Below are 17,887 nucleotides of genomic sequence, written 5' to 3'. Positions count from 1 at the left end.
GAGGAAAAGCGGTGCAGATCCGCGCTTTTGAGGACGAATGGCTGGTCGGAGAGGACCAGAGCGAGCCCAGAGCCAGCGTCGTACTCGCCGATGCCGATCCCATATCGCGCCGCGTCCTGGGCACGGTGCTCCGGGACGCCGCTCAACTGCAGTACATCTGCTGCGTCGACAGCCACCGCCCGCTGGAGGAGTGGCCGCTGTCCCAGGCCGACGTGGTCGTCCTCTCGGTGGGGCCGCAGGACGATCCGGTACCGGTCGTCCGGCAGCTGGCCTCCCGCCGCATCCGGGTCCTGCTCATCGGCACCGGCTGGAGCCGGTACCGGGTCGACGCCGCGTTCTCCGCAGGCGCCACCGGCTGCCTGGTGAAGGACACCGAGATCGGGCGCCTGGCCACGGCCACCCGCGCCGTGGCGTCCGGCCACGTGGTGATGTCGCCGCAGCTGTTCGGCCTGTTCACGGCCTCGCCGCGGGTCCACGGGCCGCGGGCCGTCCTCGCCGCGCACCGGAGCGAGGCCCGCAGCCCCGAACGGCTGCTGCGCGCGCTCACCGAGCGCGAACGCGAGGTCCTCGACCTGCTGGCGGACGGGCTGTCGACCGCGGAGGTCGCAGGCGCCCTCACCCTGTCGCCCGCCACGGTCAAGAGCCATGTCTCCCACTCGCTGAGCAAGCTGGGCGCCCGCAACCGCCTGGAGGCGGTGCTGATGATGCAGCAGGCGCGCAGCATGCGCTGAGGGGCACCGGGAGACATGGCGTCCGCCCGTACGGTCAGCCGGCGGTGACCGGCTTGGGCTTGGCCTTGCCGGGCGCCAGCGGCACCGCGATCAGCGACGCGGCGGCGACGGCCGCCCACACCACGGTCCAGGAGGACCAGCCCAGCAGGAGGGGGATGAGCAGCGGGGTGAGCGTGGCGCCGGCGAAGGCCGTGGTGTTCTCCAGGCCGAGCGCGGTGCCGGCCCGCTGGGCGCCGGCCATGGCGGCGATCTCGGTGTAGGCGACGCCGTGCCAGGCGTTGGCCAGCATGCCGCCGATGGCGAGCGATATCGCGACCAGCACGGTCGGCGCGTGGGTGAGGACGGCCGCGGCGGCCATGGCCACACCCGTGATCACCCCGACCGCCCGGACGTAGCCGCGCCGGTTGCCCGTACGGTCCGTGTAGCGGCCGCTCCACACGCGGATGGCGGCGCCGCCGATCTGGACCGCGAGGATGGTCACGCTGCCGACGACCAGACCGGCGTCCTTGGCGTCGTGGAGGAAGATGCCCGCGAAGGACAGCACCGCGATCTGCGGCATGGTGAGCAGCGCGCTCGCCAGGGCGAGCCGCCAGCAGTCCCACCGGCGCAGCGGCGAGCGGTCGTCCGCCGCCGCCGCGGCCGCCTTGGCCGCCGCCGGGGCGTCGTCCGGCTCGTGCAGCCAGAGCCAGGTGGCCCCCGCCGTGACGAAGCAGAAGGCCGCCAGCACGCCGAAGACCGGGCGGAAGCCGTAGCTCGAGGCGAGCCAGGGCAGCAGTGCGGCGCCGATGGCACCGCCCGCCGGGATGGCGGTCTGCCGGATGCTCATGGCGAATCCGCGCTCCCCCTCGCGGAACCAGATCATCACCGCGCGCCCGGAGGAGCCGTTGACGCTTCCGCCGAGGATGCCGACGAGCAGCATGGCGGCGGCGAGCAGGGCCACGGACGGCACCGAGTCGCCGGAGGGCACCGTGAACAGCGACATCAGCGCGAGCACGGCACCGGTGGAGAGCAGGCCGGTCAGCAGGACCTTGCGGTCGCCGAACTTGTCCGTCAGCAGGCCCCACAGGATCTCGGACACCGCGACGCCCAGCAGGATGCCGCCGAGGACGATGCCGAGCTGCCCGTTGGACAGGTGGTATTCGCCCCGCATGGTGGTGCCGGTGACGGGGATGCCGGCGAACGTGGCGGAGAAGCTGGCCTGGGCGGCGACGCCGATGCCGAGGACGGTCCAACGGTGGTTGGGGCCGTACCGCCGGGCGGGCTTGCCGCCCGTCTGTGGTGGGTTGGCTGTGGGGGAGAGTGTCACACTCACTCCTTCAAGGCTGGCGAGGTGGGGGGATCGGCGGGGCGTGCGGGGCCCGAAGCCGGAAGCCGGCGGCCGAAAGCCGGGATCCGACAGGCGGGGTGGCGGGCGGGCGGCACGACCGGCCGCCCGCCCGAGGAGCGCTCGGTCAGAGGGGCTTGACCGGCTGCTCCCAGACCACGAGGGCGATGCAGCCCTCGGGGCTGGCCGGGGCGTGGACGCTGTCCGGCTTCATCAGCAGAAGGCTGTTCTCGGGGTAGATGCCGTCCTCGGTGCGCAGCTCGCCGCTGAGGACGTAGATCAGCTCGTAGCCGGGGTGACGGTGCTGCTGGGCCTGGGCGCCCGGCAGGTAGCGCACGATCGCGGCGGCGGGGCCGTTCTCGCCGGTCTCCACCGTGCTGTAGAGCCGGTGGACCTCCGCGCCGACGCGGCCGTCGCTGACGAGGGGCTCGAACTCGAGCTCCTGCAGGTCGAACCGGCCGTCGGGCAGGGACGCGAAGAGCTGGGGCAGGCGCTCGGCCAGGGTCTGGGCAGACATGTAGATCTTCTCCTGTGGGGGGGGCGATGGTGCGATGGTGCGAGGGCCGCGCGGTCCCAGGCGGTACGCCCGGGTTCCGCGCGGGCGCCCCGTGCGCCTCGTCAGGGGGGTGGAGGCGTACGGGCGCGGCGTGCGTTCGGCTTACTTGTCGCCGACGCGGCCCTGGACCCCGTCGATCCAACGGTCGGCGTGGCGGTCGGCGGCGGCCTGGTCGCGGAAGGCGTACGTCTTCAGCAGCCAGCGCTGGCGGGCGCGCTCCGGGTCGTTGATCTCCATCTTGTCGCGGCTGTGGAGACCGTCCTGGTTGGCGAACGTGAACAGGTCGCCGGTCAGGATGCGGTGACGCGTCTTGTCCGCGCGGACCAGCGCGTTCTTGAGCTCGAGCAGGGCGTCCTTGGCGATCTCCGGCGAACCCTCGGCCACGGTGGTGCTCGTGTCCAGGTAGCGGAAGCTGTGGTGGTTCTCGAGGATCGCGTGCTTCTCGGACACCGTCAGGTCGCCGTTGTTGTCACGCGAGAAGACGTCGTACGGCGTGAAGAAGTACGGCTGGCGCAGCACTTCCTGGTGCTCCTCGGAGAGGTGCTTGAGCAGGTCGCGGCCGTCGACGAAGCCGGTGTAGATGTAGTCGCCGTCGGGGCTGCGCATGCCCAGCAGCGAGATGAAGTCGGCGCGGACCGGGTGCGCGGTGCGGTCGTTGTGGTAGACGAGCTCGCTGTCGCTGAAGCCGGTCTGCATGCCGCTGTAGCGGTTGATGGCGACGACGTCGATGAAGAAGTTGCCGTTGAAGCGGGTGCCGTAGGAGAGCAGCGGGGTGCCCACGAGCTGGGCGAACAGCTCGAGGAAGGTCTCGCCGAGGAACGTCTTCTTCTTGGCGTGCTTGTCCGCCACCGGGTCGTCCAGGTTCAGGACCGGGATCTCCGCGTCGAGCGGGCAGTTGCGCAGCACGTGGGCCTCGGCGGCCCCCGTCTCGCGGTCGTGGCGGATGCGGCCGGTGACCTCGGTGAAGAAGGCGGGAACCTCGCCGCGGTCCACCAGGTCGCCCACCGCGCGGGAGAACGCCGAGTAGTCCTCGTACGGGCTCTTGTCGACCGTGTTCAGGACCCCGTACAGCTCATCGCGTTCGGCGTCGGACAGGACGTAGGTCGGCTCCATAACCTCACCAATCTTTCCCCAAGGGCAATGACTTGTGGCCGGTGCCCAAGACTTGTGGTCAAGAGAAGTGTCCGTTCCGCGGCCCGTCCGGGCATCGCCCTACGGTTGAAAACCCGGTATTCGCCTCCCACCGGGGGAGTGGATCGACCGCATAAAAAGTGGAGACGACCGGCCGGACCACCACCAAAGGAGGAGACCGGGGCCGGTCGCGGCGGAGGAGCGACGGCCCGGTCGGGGTTTGCGCGGCATTCGGGCCGTGCGCATAGTCGCCGTATGTCGACTGCGGAACGCCTTATCGAGAGCACGAGGGAACTGCTGTGGGAACGGGGGTACACGGGCACCAGCCCGCGGGCCATCCAGCAGCGGGCCGGGGCGGGCCAGGGGAGCATGTACCACCACTTCTCCGGTAAGCCGGAGCTGGCACTGGCGGCCATGCGGCGCAGTGCCGAGGGGCTGAGGGCCGATGCCGAGGCGTGGCTCGGGGGCCCGGGCGGCGCCGCCGAGCGCATCACCGGATATTTGCTCTCGGAAAGAGAAGTGCTGCGCGGCTGCCCGGTGGGGCGCATGGCGCAGGACCCGGAGGTCGTCGGCGACCCGGGGATGAGCGAGACGGTGGACGGCGCCTTCCGGTGGCTGCGCGGGCGCCTGGAGGAGGTGCTGGAGGAGGGCCGGCGCGACGGCGAGTTCCCCGCCGGTCTCGACGCGAGCGGCACGGCGGCCGTGATCGCGGCGGTCCTGCAGGGCGGGTACGTCCTGGCGCGCGCCGCCGGGAGCGCCGAGCCCTTCGAGCGCGCCGTCGGCGGCGTGCTGGACCTGCTGGGGATCCCGTCGGCCGCCGTGGCGGCCTGAGGGCCGGCGCGGCCCGCCCGGCGCGGTCCGTGGCGTGGGGTGCCACGGTCCTCGCGCGGGATGGGGCGGCCGCGCCGGTCGAGGCTCAGTCCCGGCCGCCGACCATGAGGGCCAGGTCGAGGGTGCGGTGCGAGAAGCCGTACTCGTTGTCGTACCAGCCGATGGCCTTGACCACCGAGCCGCCGCCGGGGCGGTCGCTGACCATGGTCAGCTGGGCGTCGAAGGTGCACGAGGCCGGGGTGCTGACGATGTCCGAGGAGACGATCGGGTCCTCGGTGTAGACCAGGAAGTCCGCGAGCTCGCCCTCGGCCGCCTTGCGGAACGCCTCGTTGACCTCCTCGGCGGTGACCACGCGGTCCAGCTCGACGGTCAGGTCGACCACGGAGCCGTCGATGACGGGCACCCGCATCGACAGGCCGTCCAGGCGGCCGGCCAGCTTCGGCAGGACCAGCCCGATGGCGCGGGCGGCGCCGGTGCTCGTGGGCACGATGTTGGAGGCCGCGGCCCGCGCGCGACGGTAGTCCTTGTGCGGGACGTCCTGGATGCGCTGGTCGCTGGTGTAGGCGTGGACCGTGTTCATCAGGCCGCGCTGGATGCCGAAGCTGTCGTCGAGGACCTTGGCCATCATCGCGGCGCAGTTCGTGGTGCACGAGGCGTTGGAGATGATCCGCTGGCTGCCGTCGTACGCGTCGGAGTTGACGCCCATGACGACGGTGAGGTCCTCGCCGGTGGCCGGGGCCGAGATCAGGACGCGGCGCGCGCCGGCGTCCAGGTGGCGCTGGGCATCCTTCGCGTTCGTGAACACACCGGTGGACTCGACGACCACGTCGACGTCCAGCTCGCCCCACGGCAGGTTCGCCGGGTCCTTCTCGCTGAGCACGCGGATGCGGCGGCCGTCCACCACGAGGTGGTCGCCGTCGACCTCCACCGTTCCGTCGAGGCGGCCGTGCACGGAGTCGTACTTCAGCAGATGGGCCAGCAGGGCGGGCTCGCTGAGGTCGTTCACGGCGACGACCTCCACGTCGCTCCGGCGCAGTGCTGCGCGGGCGACGGTGCGGCCGATGCGGCCGAAGCCGTTGATGGCAAGACGCAGAGTCATGTGATCCGAGTCCCTTCTCAAGGTTCAAACGGATGCCAAGGCGCGCGTCGTGGCAACGGCGCGCCAGAGGGAAGACCGGCGGGGCGTAAGAGAAAGCGCCGTTGCAATTCAGTGCCCGCTACGGAGAGTCTAGGCGGTCCCCCGACAACACCACTTACCCACTGCATGGGTTCTGCATCCATCGCGCCGACCGGCCTTTGGTCCGGCATAAGTGACGCCTGATCGGCGCTTCAGGCGGAGGCGGGGAGTATTCCGTCGACGGGCTCCTCGAGCCAGGCCTCGCGGTGCAGCATCGCCCGGTGCAGCCGGCGCAGCCGGTCGCCCGGTTCCATCCCCAGCTTCTCCACGAGCCGGTCGCGCAGCTCGTCGTACTTCGAGAGCGCCTCGGCCGTGCGGCCGCTGCGGTAGAGCGCCAGCATCAGATAGCCGTGGATGTTCTCGCGCTCGGGGTAGTCGAAGGCCAGGCGGTAGAGCTCGCTCAGTATGGTCCGCTCCTTGCCGAGCAGCAGCTGTATCTCGAGCCGGCGCTCGTAGGACGCCATCCAGGACTCGTCGAGCGACCGGCCGAGCCGTTCCAGGGCCGGGACGGTGCGCAGGTCGCCCAGGGCGGGCCCCCTCCACAGGGCCAGCGCCTGCCGCAGGTCCTCGCCCTCCCGCTCGAGCTCGGCGGCGCTCCGCGGCCCGTACCCACGGGACGAGAGCCGGGTGAACTCGTTGAGGTCGAAGGAGTAGCGGTCCAGCCGGAGCACATAGCCCGGATACACGTTGGTGAGGTCGGCGGGGTCGAACCCGAAGGCGCCGAGCCGGCGGCGTATCTGGGAGAGGTACACCTGGAGGGCGGCCCGTGCCGTGGGCGGAGCGGAATCCCGCCACAGGAAGTCGATGAGCTCGTCGACGGACAGGCACCGACCGTTGTTCACACAGAGGTAGGCCAGCAGTGATCGCTGTTTGGGCGCCCGCGGTGTGCACACCGTTCCCTTGTCGCCCGCGACTTCGAAGTGTCCAAGTATCCGGAACTGCACGAGAGTCCTTGTCCGTCGGTCTCGGCCCCCCCGTGGCCCCCCGCGAGGGACCTCGAGCCGTCGGTTTCGACCGTACCGGAAAAGGCGATCATGGCTTGTTCACACCCCGGTGGTACCGTCCGGAAACGCAAAACACCCCTCCGGTCGCGGTGACGCGATCGGAGGGGTGCCGCTGGCGGTAGCGGTGGGATTTGAACCCACGGTGGAGTTGCCCCCACACACGCTTTCGAGGCGTGCTCCTTAGGCCGCTCGGACACGCTACCGAGAGAGAGCTTAGCGGACTGGTGGCCGTGGTCTGAAATCCGATCCGGGCGCGAGGGGTGTGACGCTCGTCATGCCGCGCGCGCCGGGGGGCTCAGCGGTCGCGGAAGAAGCGGGTCAGCAGCTCGGCGCACTCGTCGGCGAGGACGCCGGAGATCACCTCGGGCCGGTGGTTGAGGCGGCGGTCGCGCACGACGTCCCACAGCGAGCCGACCGCGCCGGCCTTCTCGTCGACGGCGCCGTAGACGACCCGGTCCACCCGGGAGAGGACGATCGCCCCCGCGCACATCGTGCACGGCTCCAGCGTGACGACCAGCGTGCAGCCCGACAGGCGCCACTCGCCGACGGCCCGCGCGGCCTCACGGATCGCGAGAACCTCCGCGTGGCCGGTGGGGTCGCCGGTCGCCTCGCGCTCGTTGCGGCCGCGGCCGATCACGGAGCCGTCCGGAGCCAGCACCACGGCGCCCACCGGCACGTCGCCGGTGCCGGGCGCCCGTACGGCCTCCTCGAGGGCGGCCCGCATCGGGGCGCGCCAGGGATCGCGTACGGGGTCGGGGCCCCCCGCGGCCTCGGCGGCGCGGGAGGGACCCCCCTGGTCTCGGACGGCTTCGTTCATGGCACCAGTGTGGGCGAAGCCGGCCCGGGGCCGTCAGCGGACGGCCTCGAGGACCTCCGTGCAGCCCAGGGCGTCGGCGATCGTGCTGAGCGCGTCCCCGTCGAGGGCCCGCAGCTCCTTCGCGCCGACCCCCAGGTCGTCCAGGAGCGCGTCGTCCCCCAGCGGCCCGTGCGGGGTCGGCCCGGCGGCCGCGGCGGCGTCCACGTCCTCCTCGGCGGACTCGGGCTCGCCGTCCTCGGTGCCGTCCAGGTCGAGGCTGTCGAGCTCGTCCCCGGCGTCCTCCTCGCGGCCGGTCAGTTCGTCGACGAGCATCGCGCCGTACGAGCTGCGTTTGGCGAAGGCGGCGTTGGAGACGAAGACGCGCGGGTCGTCCTCACCGTCCACCCGGACGATGGCGAACCAGGAGTCCTCCTGCTCGATGAGGGCCAGGACCGTGTCGTCGTCCACCGAGCTCGCCCGGGCCAGGTCGGCGAGGTCGGACAGGGTCTCCACGTTGTCGAGTTCTGTGTCGCTCGCTTCCCACCCGTCGTCGGTGCGCGCGAGCAATGCGGCGAAGTACACCGTGACTCTCCCACTGGTCATAGGCGGTGCCGGGTCGGACGGGGACCACCCCGCCCATCGGAATCGTGGCAGAAAGCCGGGCGTTGCGAGAGGTCTTCCGCGCTGCGTCGTGCAGCAGTCCGAAGAGATGTCCCTCACGCGCGGCCCGGGGCGGGACCGGGAGGGCGTCCGCGCGGACCCGGACGCGCGGCGCGTCGCCGGCCTTCCCGGCGCCCGTACGCGCTACCAGCGGAAGGTCCGCATCCGCATCTGCTGGCGCATCCGGGCGGCCCGGGCGCGGCGGGGCTGGACGCGGTCGCGCAGTTCCTTGGCCTCGTTCAGCTCGCGGAGGAACTGGGCGCGTCTGCGCCGGCGGTCCTCGCTGCTCTCGCCGGCGTCGTCCGGTCTCGTCCGCTCCCGGGGCTCGCGGCGTTCCCGGAGCTCATCGGGCCTGCTGGATCCGCGTTTTTCATGGCCGGCCATGGGCAGCACCACCTCGTGCCGAGGTCCTCGCCCGGCGACAGACCGGGCGTACGTGCCCACTTTCCCCCTTGGTGGTGGTTTGATGCCAGGGCTGCGACAGACCGTCGAAGCGGTCCCGGCGGGCGCCCGGCCGTTAAAGCTCGGTTAATGTCGATGTCATGCGGATCCACGTCGTCGACCACCCCCTGGTGGCTCACAAGCTCACCACGCTGCGCGACAAGCGCACCGATTCCCCCACCTTCCGGCGTCTCTGCGACGAGCTGGTGACCCTGCTCGCGTACGAGGCCACGCGCGACGTGCGCACCGAGCAGGTCAGCATCGAGTCCCCGGTCACCGCGACCACGGGCGTCCGGCTCTCGCACCCGCGCCCGCTGGTGGTGCCGATCCTGCGGGCCGGCCTGGGCATGCTCGACGGCATGGTCCGTCTGCTGCCGACGGCCGAGGTCGGCTTCCTGGGCATGATCCGCAACGAGGAGACCCTCAAGGCGGAGACCTACGCGACGCGGATGCCCGAGGACCTCTCGGGCCGCCAGGTCTACGTCCTGGACCCGATGCTGGCCACCGGTGGCACCCTCGTCGCCGCGATCAACGAGCTGATCGCCCGTGGCGCCGACGACGTGACCGCGCTGTGCCTGCTGGCCGCGCCGGAGGGCGTCGAGGTCATGGAGCGCGAGCTCGAGGGCGCGCCGGTGACCGTCGTGACCGCCTCGGTGGACGAGCGTCTCAACGAGAACGGCTACATCGTCCCGGGCCTCGGCGACGCCGGCGACCGGATGTACGGCACCGCGGGCTGAGCCCGTCCGGCCCGCCGGGGTGACGTATCACCGGCGGGCCAGGGCGTGTCCCGAGCGGACGCGCCCTCACCAGGGCGTGCCCGACCCCTCGGACGCGCCTCAGCACTTCGTGGCGGACGGCTGCGGCGCAGGCGGCGCCACCAGCCCGGCCAGCGCCTTCTCGGCCTCCTCCTTGGGCTTCAGCTCCTTGTACGCGTCGCCCAGGACGAGGTCGACGTCCTGCCCCTCCCGCTGGTCGCCCTTGGTCTCGGCGCCGGCCACCTGGGTGCCCAGCACCTTCAGCGCCCCCTCGACGGAGGCCTGCGGGCCCACCAGCAGCCCGATGCCGGGCACCTTCTTGTCGTAGTCGGCCTCGGCGTTGCCGACCTTGCCGATCCGGAAGCCACGCCGCTCCAGCTCGTCGGCCGTGACCTTGGCGAGGCCGCCGCGCGGGGTGGCGTTGAGGACGTTGACGGTGATGTCGCCGGGCTTGGGCAGTTCCCTGGGGGCCGCACGTCCGGCCGGAAGGGCTTCGGCGCCGTTCTTGCAGTCCCCGGCGCCCTTCTTCTGCCGTGCGGCCGCCTGGGTCTGCCTCGTGTGGTCTCCGGAGAAGACGTCGACGAGCTCGAGCGTTCCCCACCCGGCCAGCCCGAGGACGGCGGCCGTGGCGACCACGGCGAGCACGATCCTGCGGCGGTTGCGGGGGCGACGCATATGCGGGTACCGATTGCCCGTGATGCGGTACTTACCACCCATGCCGGGAGGCGTGAGCATGCTCATGGGCGCAGCGTAGTGCGGGGTGGAGCCGCTGCCTACTAGATGATCAATGGGTTGCGCGGACGCCAACCCAAAAGGGTCAATGGCCGTGCGTACGAGCGGCCGCAGGGACCCCCGAGCGGGTGGCGGTGCGGGCCGGGGTCAGTCCAGCTCGAGGACGCGCGCGTGCAGGACCTGGCGCTGCTGCAGGGCGGCGCGCACGGCGCGGTGCAGCCCGTCCTCCAGGTAGAGGTCGCCGCGCCACTTCACGACGTGGGCGAACAGATCGCCGTAGAACGTCGAGTCCTCCGCGAGCAGCGTCTCGAGGTCGAGCTGCTGCTTCGTGGTCACCAGCTGGTCCAGACGCACCGGGCGGGGGGCGACGTCCGCCCACTGCCGGGTGCTCTCCCGGCCGTGGTCGGGGTACGGCCGCCCGTTTCCGATGCGCTTGAAGATCACACGGAAAGCCTACCGGGCCGGTGGCTCCGAGCGCAGCCATGGCGCGGGAGTGCGAAGGTGACAATCGGCCGCATACCGGGAGTGATGCATGGGCCGAACGAGCGACAATTCTTCTCGCCCGGTCCGGAATCCGCGGCCGCGCAAAGGTTGTGCACAGCCTGTGGACCGCGAATCGGTGCGACGGAAACCGGCGGCGCGGCCTCGCGGTGGGTCCGAGCCCGCGGCGCCGCCGGGGGAGGAGCGGAAGAAGGGGCGGAGGGGGGAGCGGGAGGGGGAGCGGAAAGAAGGCCGGATCCGACCCCTCGTCGATCGAACAGGTGGTCGACGGTGGGGTGTTCCGGCCGGGCCGAGGGTGGCGCCTATTCGGCGATCTCGGTGCGCTCCCACCACTCGTAGACGGGTAGCCGGCCCTCGACCGTGTCCTCGTGCTTTCCCGTGCTCTTCTTGAAGTGCTCGTATCCACCCCGGAATTTGATCTTCAGCTCAGTGCCGGGCGGAGTGATCGGCACGATCCGCTCGGGGAGCTCGTCGGGGCCACCTCGGAGGAAAGCTTTGGCGCTGCTGGTCATGGGGGACAGTGTCGCGGCGCCCGCCCGCCGGTGGCCCCGCGACGCGCCGACTTCAGCGCTTCTCGGAGGTTTTGGCCGCCTTGGCCGCCTTGGCCGCCTTGGCGGCGCGCTTCGCCTCCTGCTTGTGGGCGCGCACCTTCTCCAGCGTCTCGGGGCCGGTGATGTCGGCCACCGAGTGGTACGAGCCCTCCTCCCCGTATGCGCCCGCCGCCTCGCGCCATCCCTCCGGCCGCACCCCCAGCCGCTTGCCCAGCAGCGCCAGGAAGATCTGTGCCTTCTGCGTGCCGTAGCCGGGCAACGCGGTGAGACGCCCGAGCAGTTCGTCGCCGGTGCGCGCGTCGCGCCAGACCGCGCTCGCGTCGCCGTCGTAGTGCTCCACGAGGTACCGGCACAGCTGCTGCACCCGCTTGGCCATGGAGCCGGGGTAGCGGTGCACGGCCGGCTTGCGCGCGCACAGCTCCGCGAACGCCTCGGGGTCGTACGCCGCGATCTCATGGGCGTCCAGGTCGTCCCCGCCCAGGCGCTCGGCGAGGGTGTACGGGCCGGTGAACGCCCACTCCATGGGGATCTGCTGGTCCAGCAGCATCCCGGTCAGGGCGGCCAGCGGGCTGCGTGAGAGCAGCGCGTCGGCCTCGGGCTGCTGGGCGAGCCGAAGAGGGTGGTCCGTGGGGTCCATGTGCCGATGGTCCCTTGGGGCCGCCCGCGCCGCACGCCGCCGTCCCGGCCGGGCGTGTCGGCGCGCGGCGCGGGACGGTGGCCGGGCGTGTCGGCGCGGGACGGTGGCCGGGCGGTCGCCCCGTTCTCCGTCAGACGGCCAGGTGGGCGTTGACCGCCCGTGCGGCGTCGGCGAGTTCGGGGAGCTCGACGACCTCGACGCCGGCCTGTTCGAGCAGTTCGACGCCTGTGCAGTCGGCGACGAACAGCGCGGGCTCGCGCCAGGCGAGCACGACGCGCGGGATGCCGGCGCCGAGCACGAGGTGGGTGCAGGCGCGGGGGCGCGAGGCGCGCGTGGAGCAGGGCTCGAGAGAGCTGTAGAGGGTGGCGCCGGCCAGCCGGGGGTCGTCGGGGGAGAGCTTGGCGAGGGCGGCCTCCTCGGCGTGCGAGAGGGGATGGTCCTCGCGGCTGTGGCCGCGGGCGAGCTCCGTGCCGTCGGCCGCGACGATCACGGCGCCGACGGAGTAGGCGGTGGTGGACGGCGGGCAGTCGCGGGCCAGTTCGATGGCGAGTTCGAGCCAGGCGCGGTCGCTCGCGCGGCGGTCGTTCACGTGGCGGTCGCTCGCGCGGCGGTCGCCGGAGGCGGCGGGGCCGGGTGGGGTGCCGTGGTCGTCAGGGCCGGTGGTCATGCGGGGGTCTCCTTGGTCGCGTAGCGCAGCAGCACGATGTCGCCGACGGGTTCGGCGCCGAGCAGGATCAGGCGCCGGGCGGGGCCGCCGGGGTAGTCGGCGGGGCCCAGGAAGCGGGGGGCGGCCGGCTGGCCGACCAGCTGGGGGGCGAGGGCGAGGTGGAGCTCGTCGGCCAGGTCCTGGGCGAGGAAGCGGGTGTGGATGCCGCCGCCGCCCTCGACCATCAGCCGCCGGACGCCGCGTGCCGCGAGGTCGTCGAGCAGGGCGCCGAAGTCCAGGCCGGGGCCGAGGTCCACCACGTCGGCGAGGCCGCCGAGCCGCTCGCGGGCCCGCACGGCGCCCGCGTCCGTGGTGTAGACGACCTTGGCGCCCCCGCAGTGCCAGAACCTCAGCTCCGGGTCCAGGTCGCCGCCGGCGGTGACCGCGACCTTCAGGGGGTACTCGGGCCGGCCCGAGGCCAGCCGGTCGGCGCGCCGCCGGGGGCTGTTGACGAGGAGCCGGGGGTTGTCGGCGCGCAGCGTTCCGCCGCCGACGAGGATGGCGTCCGACGCGGCGCGGACCCCGTCCACCCGGTCCAGGTCCTCGGGCCCGGAGAGCATCAGCCGCTCCGGCGAGGCGTCGTCGATGTAGCCGTCCATGGAGACCGCGACGCTCAATAGCACGTGCGGGCGGCCGTACGGGCGCGTAGCCGGGGCTGGCTTGATCTCGTCGGACTGCGACTGAATGTTCATGTGTGCGACCCCGGGGAAGCAGGCGAATCGGTTCTTCCGGCCCACGGCCGGGCGGGTGCGGACGGTCGTGGGCGGCGGGAAACGCAATGGGAATCAGCCATAGTTGCTCCGGTCCTGTGATGCAGGTCACAAATTGCATAGTCAATTGGTTAAGCCACCTATGGTGATCATGCCTACATAACCCCGCCGTGTACACCGGGGTTTGAGGTGGTCGGACCTGTGCGATTAGTGGGAGACTGACAGTGAATAAGGTCAGCGAAAGAGACCAGGAGTATCCGGCCTCCGCTCTGGTCGCCGTTCGCAGCAGCACCCGGGTTCCGCTGGATATCGGGCTCGAGGCGCCGGTGGAATCGGAAATCATCACCTTCGAAGGCCTGACCGACGGGCAGGAGCACCTCGCGATCCGGCTGGGCGACGCCGATTCCGGCGTGCCCCTGGTGCGGCTGCACTCCGAGTGCCTGACCGGCGATGCCCTGGGGTCGCTCCGGTGCGACTGCGGCCCGCAGCTCCGCGAGGCGCTCGCCCGTATCCACGAGCGCGGCGGCTACCTGCTGTATTTGCGTCAAGAAGGACGCGGAATCGGTCTGTACAACAAACTCGACGCCTATCGTTTGCAGGACGAGGGATACGATACGTACCAGGCGAATATCCGGCTGGGCCGTGGTGCCGATGAGCGGAATTACCTCTCGGCCGCCCAGATGCTGCGTTGTGTGAATGCCGAGGAAATCGACCTGCTCTCCAACAACCCGGACAAGGCCGCGCAGCTCACCGCGCTCGGCATCCGGGTACGGGACAGCATTTCCACCGGCGCGCATGTGAATCCCAGCAATTACCGGTACCTGGAGGCCAAGGTCTCCGAAACGAACCACGCCATTGATCTTGGAAGGGTGACCCTGTGATCCGCCATCGCGGGCCCATCAGCGGCATCGCCGCGCTGCCCGACACCTACGTGGCCACGGCCGGCTACGACAACCAGGTCATCCTGTGGAACGCCGCGGACAAGCGACCCCTCGCCCGCAGCCAGCACGACCACCTGGCCAACCAGGTGACGTTCAGCCCCGACGGCAAATTCCTCGTCACCTCCTCCAGCGACTACACCGCGCGGCTGTGGTCGCTGCCCGACCTCAAGCTCCTCGCCGTCCTCGCGGACCACGAGGACGACGTGGAGATGTCGGTCTTCCACCCCTCGCAGCCCCTGATCGCCACCGCCTCGCGCGACCACAGGGTGCGGGTCTACGGCTTCGACGGCGCCCTGCGCACCACGTTCGAGGGCCACACCGCCGACGTCATCTCCGTCGTCTGGGCCGGTGACGACGAGATCGTCTCCTCCAGCGACGACGGCACCATCAAGCGCTGGTCCCTGGCGTCCGGCTCCATGGTCGCCGACATCGACCTGGGCGGCGTGGAGACCGACACCGTGGCCCTGGCCTCGAACGGCACGGTCTACGCCGGCAACGACGACGGCGAGATCGTCATCGTCACCGCCGACGGCACCGGCACCCGCCCCGCCCACGACGCCGGCATCAAGCGCCTGGTCTACAACGGCGCCCGCGAACTGCTGGTGAGCCTCAGCTACGACCGCACCCTGCGCGTGTGGGACACCGCCGCCGGGCTCGCCCCCGTGGCCTCCTCCTCGCTGCCCAGCGACGTCTGGCCGCGCTCCTGCGCCTTCCTCGACGACACCACGCTCGTCTTCGCCACCTTCGGCTCGTCCTACGCCACGTACCGCATCGAGGACGAGAAGTGGGACCTGCGGGGCGTGGAGCCGACCCAGGGCGCCAACGCCGTCATCACGCACCAGGACACCACCCTGACCATCGGCGACGCCGGCATCCTGTGGCAGGACGGCGCCGAGCGCGCCCGCACCGGCAGCCTGTGCAACTTCCTGACCCCCGTGGGCGACCGCGTCGTCACCGGCGGCCAGATGGGCACCGTCTTCGACGCCTTCACCGGCGACGTCCTCCACCAGCACCGCTCCCCGCTCAACTGCGGCGCGGCGTTCGTCCGCGACGGCCGCCCGCACGTGGTCGTCGGCACGTACACCGGCGAGGGCCTGGTCTTCTCGCTGACCGAGGCGGGCGAGTTCCGCCACGAGGCGACGCTGCCGCTGCACTCCAACGCGGTCAAGGGCGTCGCCGTCGCCGGTGACGTCATCTTCTCCGTGTGCGCCGACGCCGAGGCCGCGTGGTTCTCGACCAGCACGCTCACCGAGGTCGCGCGCGTCTCCGAGGCCCACGACCGCATCGCCAACGGCTGCGTGGGCTTCGCCGACGGCGAGTTCGCGAGCATCAGCCGCGACCTGAAGCTGCGGATCTGGACCGGCACCGAGGCCGAGGTGCTGGACACCCCGCACGACCACTCGATCAAGAGCGTGAGCGCCTCCACGGACGGCCGCTTCATCGCCACCGGCGCCTACAACGGCCTCGTCGCCGTCTACGACCGCGAGGCCGCCGCCTGGACCACCGTGCTGCGCCCGACCACGGCCGGCATCTCGTCCCTGCACTACGACGCCGCCGAGCGCCGCTTCCTCGCCAGCTCCTACGACGGCGACGTCCACCGCATCACCCCGGGGCAGGCGTGAGGACCCAGGAGACACCCCCGGCCACGCTGACGGCCAACCCCAACACCCTGGACGACCGGGAGGCGATGGGACTTCCCCGTTCCTTCGTCTCCCGGCTCGACCGGGCCGCGCTCGCCGGCGCCCACCGGGCGCTGGCCGGCCTCGGCCCCGACGAGCTGGCGGCCGCCGCCGAGTCCCCCGGGCGGCCGTTCGCCGAGCGCTACGCGGCCGGCACCCTGCTGGCCCTGCTCGGTGACCCCCGCATCCGCCCCCTCGACCCGGCCATGACCGACGTCCCGGCCGGCCGGATCCTCCTCGGCCTCGCCAAGGAGCACGTCGAGCCCGTGACCGCGGCCTGGCGCCACGTCGGCGTCCTGCCCGAGTGGATCGCGAAGGAGACCCCCCGGTACGAGGCGGACATCGCGGCCTTCCGCATCGCCCGCTACCCCGTCACCAACGCCGAGTACCGGCTCTTCGCGGAGGAGACCGGCACCCACTGGCTGCCCACCTCCTGGCAGTTCGGCGCCTACCCGGAGCATCTCGCCAACCATCCGGTGTGGACCGTGCCCCCGCAGGCGGCGGACGCCTACGCCCAGTGGCTCTCCGAGCGCACCGGCCGCGCCTTCCGGCTGCCCACCGAGGCCGAGTGGGAGTACGCGGCCTCCGGCGGCGACGGCCGCGCCTACCCCTGGGGCGAGGAGTTCCGCCCCGAGCTGTCCAACACCGTGGAGCGGGGACCGCTGACCACCACCCCGGTCGGCGTCTACCCCGGCGGCCGGGCCCCCTTCGGCAACGACGACATGGCGGGCAACGTCGAGGAGTACGTCGCCGACGCCTACGGGCCCTACCCCGGCGGCGAGCGGATCGACGACGACCTGCTGGTCGCCGAGGGCCCCTACCGCATCGCCCGCGGCGGCAGCTTCACCCGCTTCGGGGACCTGGCCCGCTGCCGGCGCCGCCACGGCTGGTACCGCAAGCCCATCTACGCCATGGGCTTCCGACTCGCGGAGACACCATGACCCCCACCCCCGGCCCCACCGCCACCTCCGGTCCGGAGGCCCTCGAGGCGCCCTTCTCCCTCGACGGCCGGACCGGGGACGGCGCACAGCCCGTGGACGCCGTGGACTACGCGGCCCTGGAGCGGCGCCACCCGGCGTACGGACGCTTCGCCGCCCGCCTGGGGAACACCCCGCTGATCGAGGTGCCCGGCCCGGACGGCGGCGCGACCGTACTCGCCAAGTGCGAGTGGGAGAACCCCGTCGGCTCCATCAAGGACCGGGTCGCCTACGCCCTGCTGGGCAGCGCCCTGCACCGGCACGGCGACCGCCCGCTCGAGGAACTGCGCGTCCTGGAGTACTCCGGCGGCAACCTCGCCAAGGCCCTGTCCCACCTCTGCGCGGAGCTGGGCGTCACCGCGCGCTTCGTACTGTCCTCGGCCAGTCCGCGCAGCCTCCTGGACGTCCTCGCCGAGCGCGGCGCCCAGGTCGACCTCGTCGACAAGGAGCGCGGCTTCCTCGACGTCGTCCGCACCGCGCTGGACATCGCCGCCGCGGACAGCGGCTGGACGCTGCTCTACCAGCACCGCAACACCGCCAACCTCCTGCTGCAGGAACGCACCACCGGCGCGGAGATCGTCCGACAGCTGGGCGAACTCCCGGGCGCGCCCCGGGCGGACGCCTGGGTGGCCTCCATCGGCACCGGCGGAACGCTCGTGGGCGTCCTGCGCGCCCTGCGCGGCGCCTTCCCCGGGGTGCGGGCCGTGGGCGTCACCCCCGAGGAGCTGCCCTACGGCAGCGACCGGCCGCCCAACGGGCTGCCGAAGTACGGCGGTTCCGGCGGCATGGGGCACGGCATCCGGCAGCCCTTCGTCACGCTGCACGACGACGAGATCGAGCACCGGACCGTCTCCTACCCCCGCGCCCTCGAGGGCATGGCGGAGTTCCACGGCCTCACCGGCGTCCGCATCGGCAGCTCGGCCGCCGCCAACTGGCTGACGGCCAGGGCGGTCGCGGCGACGCTGCCGCCGTCCGCCACGGTCGTCACCGTGCTTCCCGACGCCGGAACGCCCGAGGAGTGGGAGCGGATAGGCAGGGGTGAGTGAC

General features: G+C 71.9%; 19 protein-coding genes, 1 tRNA gene and 1 pseudogene. 7 read left to right on the top strand and 14 right to left on the bottom strand.

Features of this window, described 5'->3' with window-relative positions; genetic code table 11:
- Positions 1 to 11: 11 nt before the first annotated feature.
- Complete coding sequence (locus AB4K12_RS14530; RefSeq protein ID WP_368434619.1) at positions 12 to 731, top strand: LuxR C-terminal-related transcriptional regulator; 720 nt, start codon at positions 12 to 14, stop codon at positions 729 to 731.
- Positions 732 to 765: 34 nt separating this feature from the next.
- Here AB4K12_RS14530 and AB4K12_RS14525 read toward each other — a convergent pair whose 3' ends face one another.
- The 3 genes from AB4K12_RS14525 to AB4K12_RS14515 all read right to left on the bottom strand — a co-directional run bounded on the left by AB4K12_RS14525 (position 766) and on the right by AB4K12_RS14515 (position 3,724).
- Positions 766 to 2,037, bottom strand: a complete 1,272-nt coding sequence (locus tag AB4K12_RS14525) for an MFS transporter (RefSeq protein ID WP_368434618.1) — start codon at positions 2,035 to 2,037, stop codon at positions 766 to 768.
- A 145-nt stretch (positions 2,038 to 2,182) separates the two neighbouring features.
- Positions 2,183 to 2,572: a cupin domain-containing protein gene (locus AB4K12_RS14520; RefSeq protein WP_362255039.1), complete on the bottom strand. Its 390-nt coding sequence runs from the start codon at positions 2,570 to 2,572 to the stop codon at positions 2,183 to 2,185.
- Between the two features lie 141 nt (positions 2,573 to 2,713).
- Positions 2,714 to 3,724: a TauD/TfdA family dioxygenase gene (locus AB4K12_RS14515; protein ID WP_368434617.1), complete on the bottom strand. Its 1,011-nt coding sequence runs from the start codon at positions 3,722 to 3,724 to the stop codon at positions 2,714 to 2,716.
- A 273-nt stretch (positions 3,725 to 3,997) separates the two neighbouring features.
- Here AB4K12_RS14515 and AB4K12_RS14510 point away from each other — a divergent pair, with 273 nt between their 5' ends.
- The gene (locus AB4K12_RS14510; protein ID WP_368434616.1) at positions 3,998 to 4,573 is read left to right on the top strand and encodes a TetR/AcrR family transcriptional regulator; all 576 of its coding nucleotides are present in this window, start codon (positions 3,998 to 4,000) and stop codon (positions 4,571 to 4,573) included.
- Positions 4,574 to 4,658: 85 nt separating this feature from the next.
- Here AB4K12_RS14510 and gap read toward each other — a convergent pair whose 3' ends face one another.
- The 6 genes from gap to AB4K12_RS14480 all read right to left on the bottom strand — a co-directional run bounded on the left by gap (position 4,659) and on the right by AB4K12_RS14480 (position 8,594).
- Positions 4,659 to 5,672 (bottom strand): type I glyceraldehyde-3-phosphate dehydrogenase, encoded by a 1,014-nt coding sequence (gene gap / locus AB4K12_RS14505; protein WP_368434615.1) that lies wholly within the window; start codon positions 5,670 to 5,672, stop codon positions 4,659 to 4,661.
- Between the two features lie 230 nt (positions 5,673 to 5,902).
- Positions 5,903 to 6,643 carry a BTAD domain-containing putative transcriptional regulator gene (locus AB4K12_RS14500; RefSeq protein ID WP_368434880.1) on the bottom strand — a complete coding sequence of 247 codons (741 nt, stop codon included), beginning with the start codon at positions 6,641 to 6,643 and terminating at the stop codon, positions 5,903 to 5,905.
- A gap of 224 nt (positions 6,644 to 6,867) precedes the next feature.
- Positions 6,868 to 6,957: transfer RNA gene (locus tag AB4K12_RS14495), tRNA-Ser, on the bottom strand.
- Between the two features lie 92 nt (positions 6,958 to 7,049).
- Positions 7,050 to 7,571 (bottom strand): tRNA adenosine(34) deaminase TadA, encoded by a 522-nt coding sequence (tadA, locus tag AB4K12_RS14490; protein WP_368434614.1) that lies wholly within the window; start codon positions 7,569 to 7,571, stop codon positions 7,050 to 7,052.
- Between the two features lie 33 nt (positions 7,572 to 7,604).
- The gene (locus AB4K12_RS14485; RefSeq protein ID WP_368434613.1) at positions 7,605 to 8,132 is read right to left on the bottom strand and encodes a hypothetical protein; all 528 of its coding nucleotides are present in this window, start codon (positions 8,130 to 8,132) and stop codon (positions 7,605 to 7,607) included.
- 222 nt (positions 8,133 to 8,354) lie between these two features.
- Complete coding sequence (locus AB4K12_RS14480; RefSeq protein WP_086566489.1) at positions 8,355 to 8,594, bottom strand: hypothetical protein; 240 nt, start codon at positions 8,592 to 8,594, stop codon at positions 8,355 to 8,357.
- 158 nt (positions 8,595 to 8,752) lie between these two features.
- Between AB4K12_RS14480 and upp the strand changes: the two genes are divergently transcribed.
- The gene (gene upp, locus AB4K12_RS14475) at positions 8,753 to 9,388 is read left to right on the top strand and encodes a uracil phosphoribosyltransferase (protein ID WP_086566486.1); all 636 of its coding nucleotides are present in this window, start codon (positions 8,753 to 8,755) and stop codon (positions 9,386 to 9,388) included.
- 99 nt (positions 9,389 to 9,487) lie between these two features.
- On the opposite strand, the gene AB4K12_RS14470 is transcribed toward upp, so the two are convergent.
- The 5 genes and pseudogenes from AB4K12_RS14470 to AB4K12_RS14450 all read right to left on the bottom strand — a co-directional run.
- Positions 9,488 to 10,147: a LytR C-terminal domain-containing protein gene (locus AB4K12_RS14470; RefSeq protein ID WP_368434612.1), complete on the bottom strand. Its 660-nt coding sequence runs from the start codon at positions 10,145 to 10,147 to the stop codon at positions 9,488 to 9,490.
- Positions 10,148 to 10,285: 138 nt separating this feature from the next.
- A complete protein-coding gene (locus AB4K12_RS14465; RefSeq protein ID WP_004929488.1) occupies positions 10,286 to 10,582 on the bottom strand; it encodes a type II toxin-antitoxin system VapB family antitoxin in 297 nt (98 codons plus the stop codon).
- Positions 10,583 to 10,941: 359 nt separating this feature from the next.
- Positions 10,942 to 11,151: a DUF5988 family protein gene (locus AB4K12_RS14460; protein WP_086574706.1), complete on the bottom strand. Its 210-nt coding sequence runs from the start codon at positions 11,149 to 11,151 to the stop codon at positions 10,942 to 10,944.
- A 52-nt stretch (positions 11,152 to 11,203) separates the two neighbouring features.
- On the bottom strand, positions 11,204 to 11,827 hold the full coding sequence (locus tag AB4K12_RS14455) for an HhH-GPD-type base excision DNA repair protein (RefSeq protein WP_368434611.1): 624 nt from the start codon (positions 11,825 to 11,827) through the stop codon (positions 11,204 to 11,206).
- A gap of 172 nt (positions 11,828 to 11,999) precedes the next feature.
- Positions 12,000 to 13,132, bottom strand: a pseudogene (locus AB4K12_RS14450) (dihydrofolate reductase family protein); the annotation flags it as partial.
- A 380-nt stretch (positions 13,133 to 13,512) separates the two neighbouring features.
- Here AB4K12_RS14450 and ribA point away from each other — a divergent pair.
- From ribA to AB4K12_RS14430, 4 genes are read left to right on the top strand one after another with little or no spacing between them, the layout of a single operon-like run.
- Positions 13,513 to 14,124: a GTP cyclohydrolase II gene (gene ribA / locus AB4K12_RS14445; protein WP_086570875.1), complete on the top strand. Its 612-nt coding sequence runs from the start codon at positions 13,513 to 13,515 to the stop codon at positions 14,122 to 14,124.
- Positions 14,121 to 15,806: a WD40 repeat domain-containing protein gene (locus tag AB4K12_RS14440; protein ID WP_368434610.1), complete on the top strand. Its 1,686-nt coding sequence runs from the start codon at positions 14,121 to 14,123 to the stop codon at positions 15,804 to 15,806. Before ribA ends, AB4K12_RS14440 begins: the two co-directional genes overlap by 4 nt.
- Positions 15,803 to 16,804: a formylglycine-generating enzyme family protein gene (locus AB4K12_RS14435; protein WP_368434609.1), complete on the top strand. Its 1,002-nt coding sequence runs from the start codon at positions 15,803 to 15,805 to the stop codon at positions 16,802 to 16,804. Before AB4K12_RS14440 ends, AB4K12_RS14435 begins: the two co-directional genes overlap by 4 nt.
- The gene (locus AB4K12_RS14430; RefSeq protein WP_368434608.1) at positions 16,801 to 17,886 is read left to right on the top strand and encodes a pyridoxal-phosphate dependent enzyme; all 1,086 of its coding nucleotides are present in this window, start codon (positions 16,801 to 16,803) and stop codon (positions 17,884 to 17,886) included. Before AB4K12_RS14435 ends, AB4K12_RS14430 begins: the two co-directional genes overlap by 4 nt.
- Position 17,887 lies beyond the last annotated feature (1 nt).

This window comes from Streptomyces sp. C36, from assembly GCF_040932295.1.
Classification (GTDB): domain Bacteria; phylum Actinomycetota; class Actinomycetes; order Streptomycetales; family Streptomycetaceae; genus Streptomyces; species Streptomyces triculaminicus.
The sequence above is the reverse complement of the archived record's forward strand: the minus strand, read 5'-3'. Positions and strand labels throughout refer to the sequence as shown.

Excerpts from the sequence above, each read along its gene's own strand:
- AB4K12_RS14520 (WP_362255039.1), bottom strand. The coding sequence starts at position 2,572 with ATGTCTGCCCAGACCCTGGCCGAGCGCCTGCCCCAGCTCTTCGCGTCC.
- AB4K12_RS14515 (WP_368434617.1), bottom strand. The coding sequence starts at position 3,724 with ATGGAGCCGACCTACGTCCTGTCCGACGCCGAACGCGATGAGCTGTAC.
- AB4K12_RS14510 (WP_368434616.1), top strand. The coding sequence starts at position 3,998 with ATGTCGACTGCGGAACGCCTTATCGAGAGCACGAGGGAACTGCTGTGG.
- gap (WP_368434615.1), bottom strand. The coding sequence starts at position 5,672 with ATGACTCTGCGTCTTGCCATCAACGGCTTCGGCCGCATCGGCCGCACC.
- tadA (WP_368434614.1), bottom strand. The coding sequence starts at position 7,571 with ATGAACGAAGCCGTCCGAGACCAGGGGGGTCCCTCCCGCGCCGCCGAG.
- AB4K12_RS14480 (WP_086566489.1), bottom strand. The coding sequence starts at position 8,594 with ATGGCCGGCCATGAAAAACGCGGATCCAGCAGGCCCGATGAGCTCCGG.
- upp (WP_086566486.1), top strand. The coding sequence starts at position 8,753 with ATGCGGATCCACGTCGTCGACCACCCCCTGGTGGCTCACAAGCTCACC.
- AB4K12_RS14470 (WP_368434612.1), bottom strand. The coding sequence starts at position 10,147 with ATGAGCATGCTCACGCCTCCCGGCATGGGTGGTAAGTACCGCATCACG.
- AB4K12_RS14460 (WP_086574706.1), bottom strand. The coding sequence starts at position 11,151 with ATGACCAGCAGCGCCAAAGCTTTCCTCCGAGGTGGCCCCGACGAGCTC.
- AB4K12_RS14455 (WP_368434611.1), bottom strand. The coding sequence starts at position 11,827 with ATGGACCCCACGGACCACCCTCTTCGGCTCGCCCAGCAGCCCGAGGCC.
- AB4K12_RS14430 (WP_368434608.1), top strand. The coding sequence starts at position 16,801 with ATGACCCCCACCCCCGGCCCCACCGCCACCTCCGGTCCGGAGGCCCTC.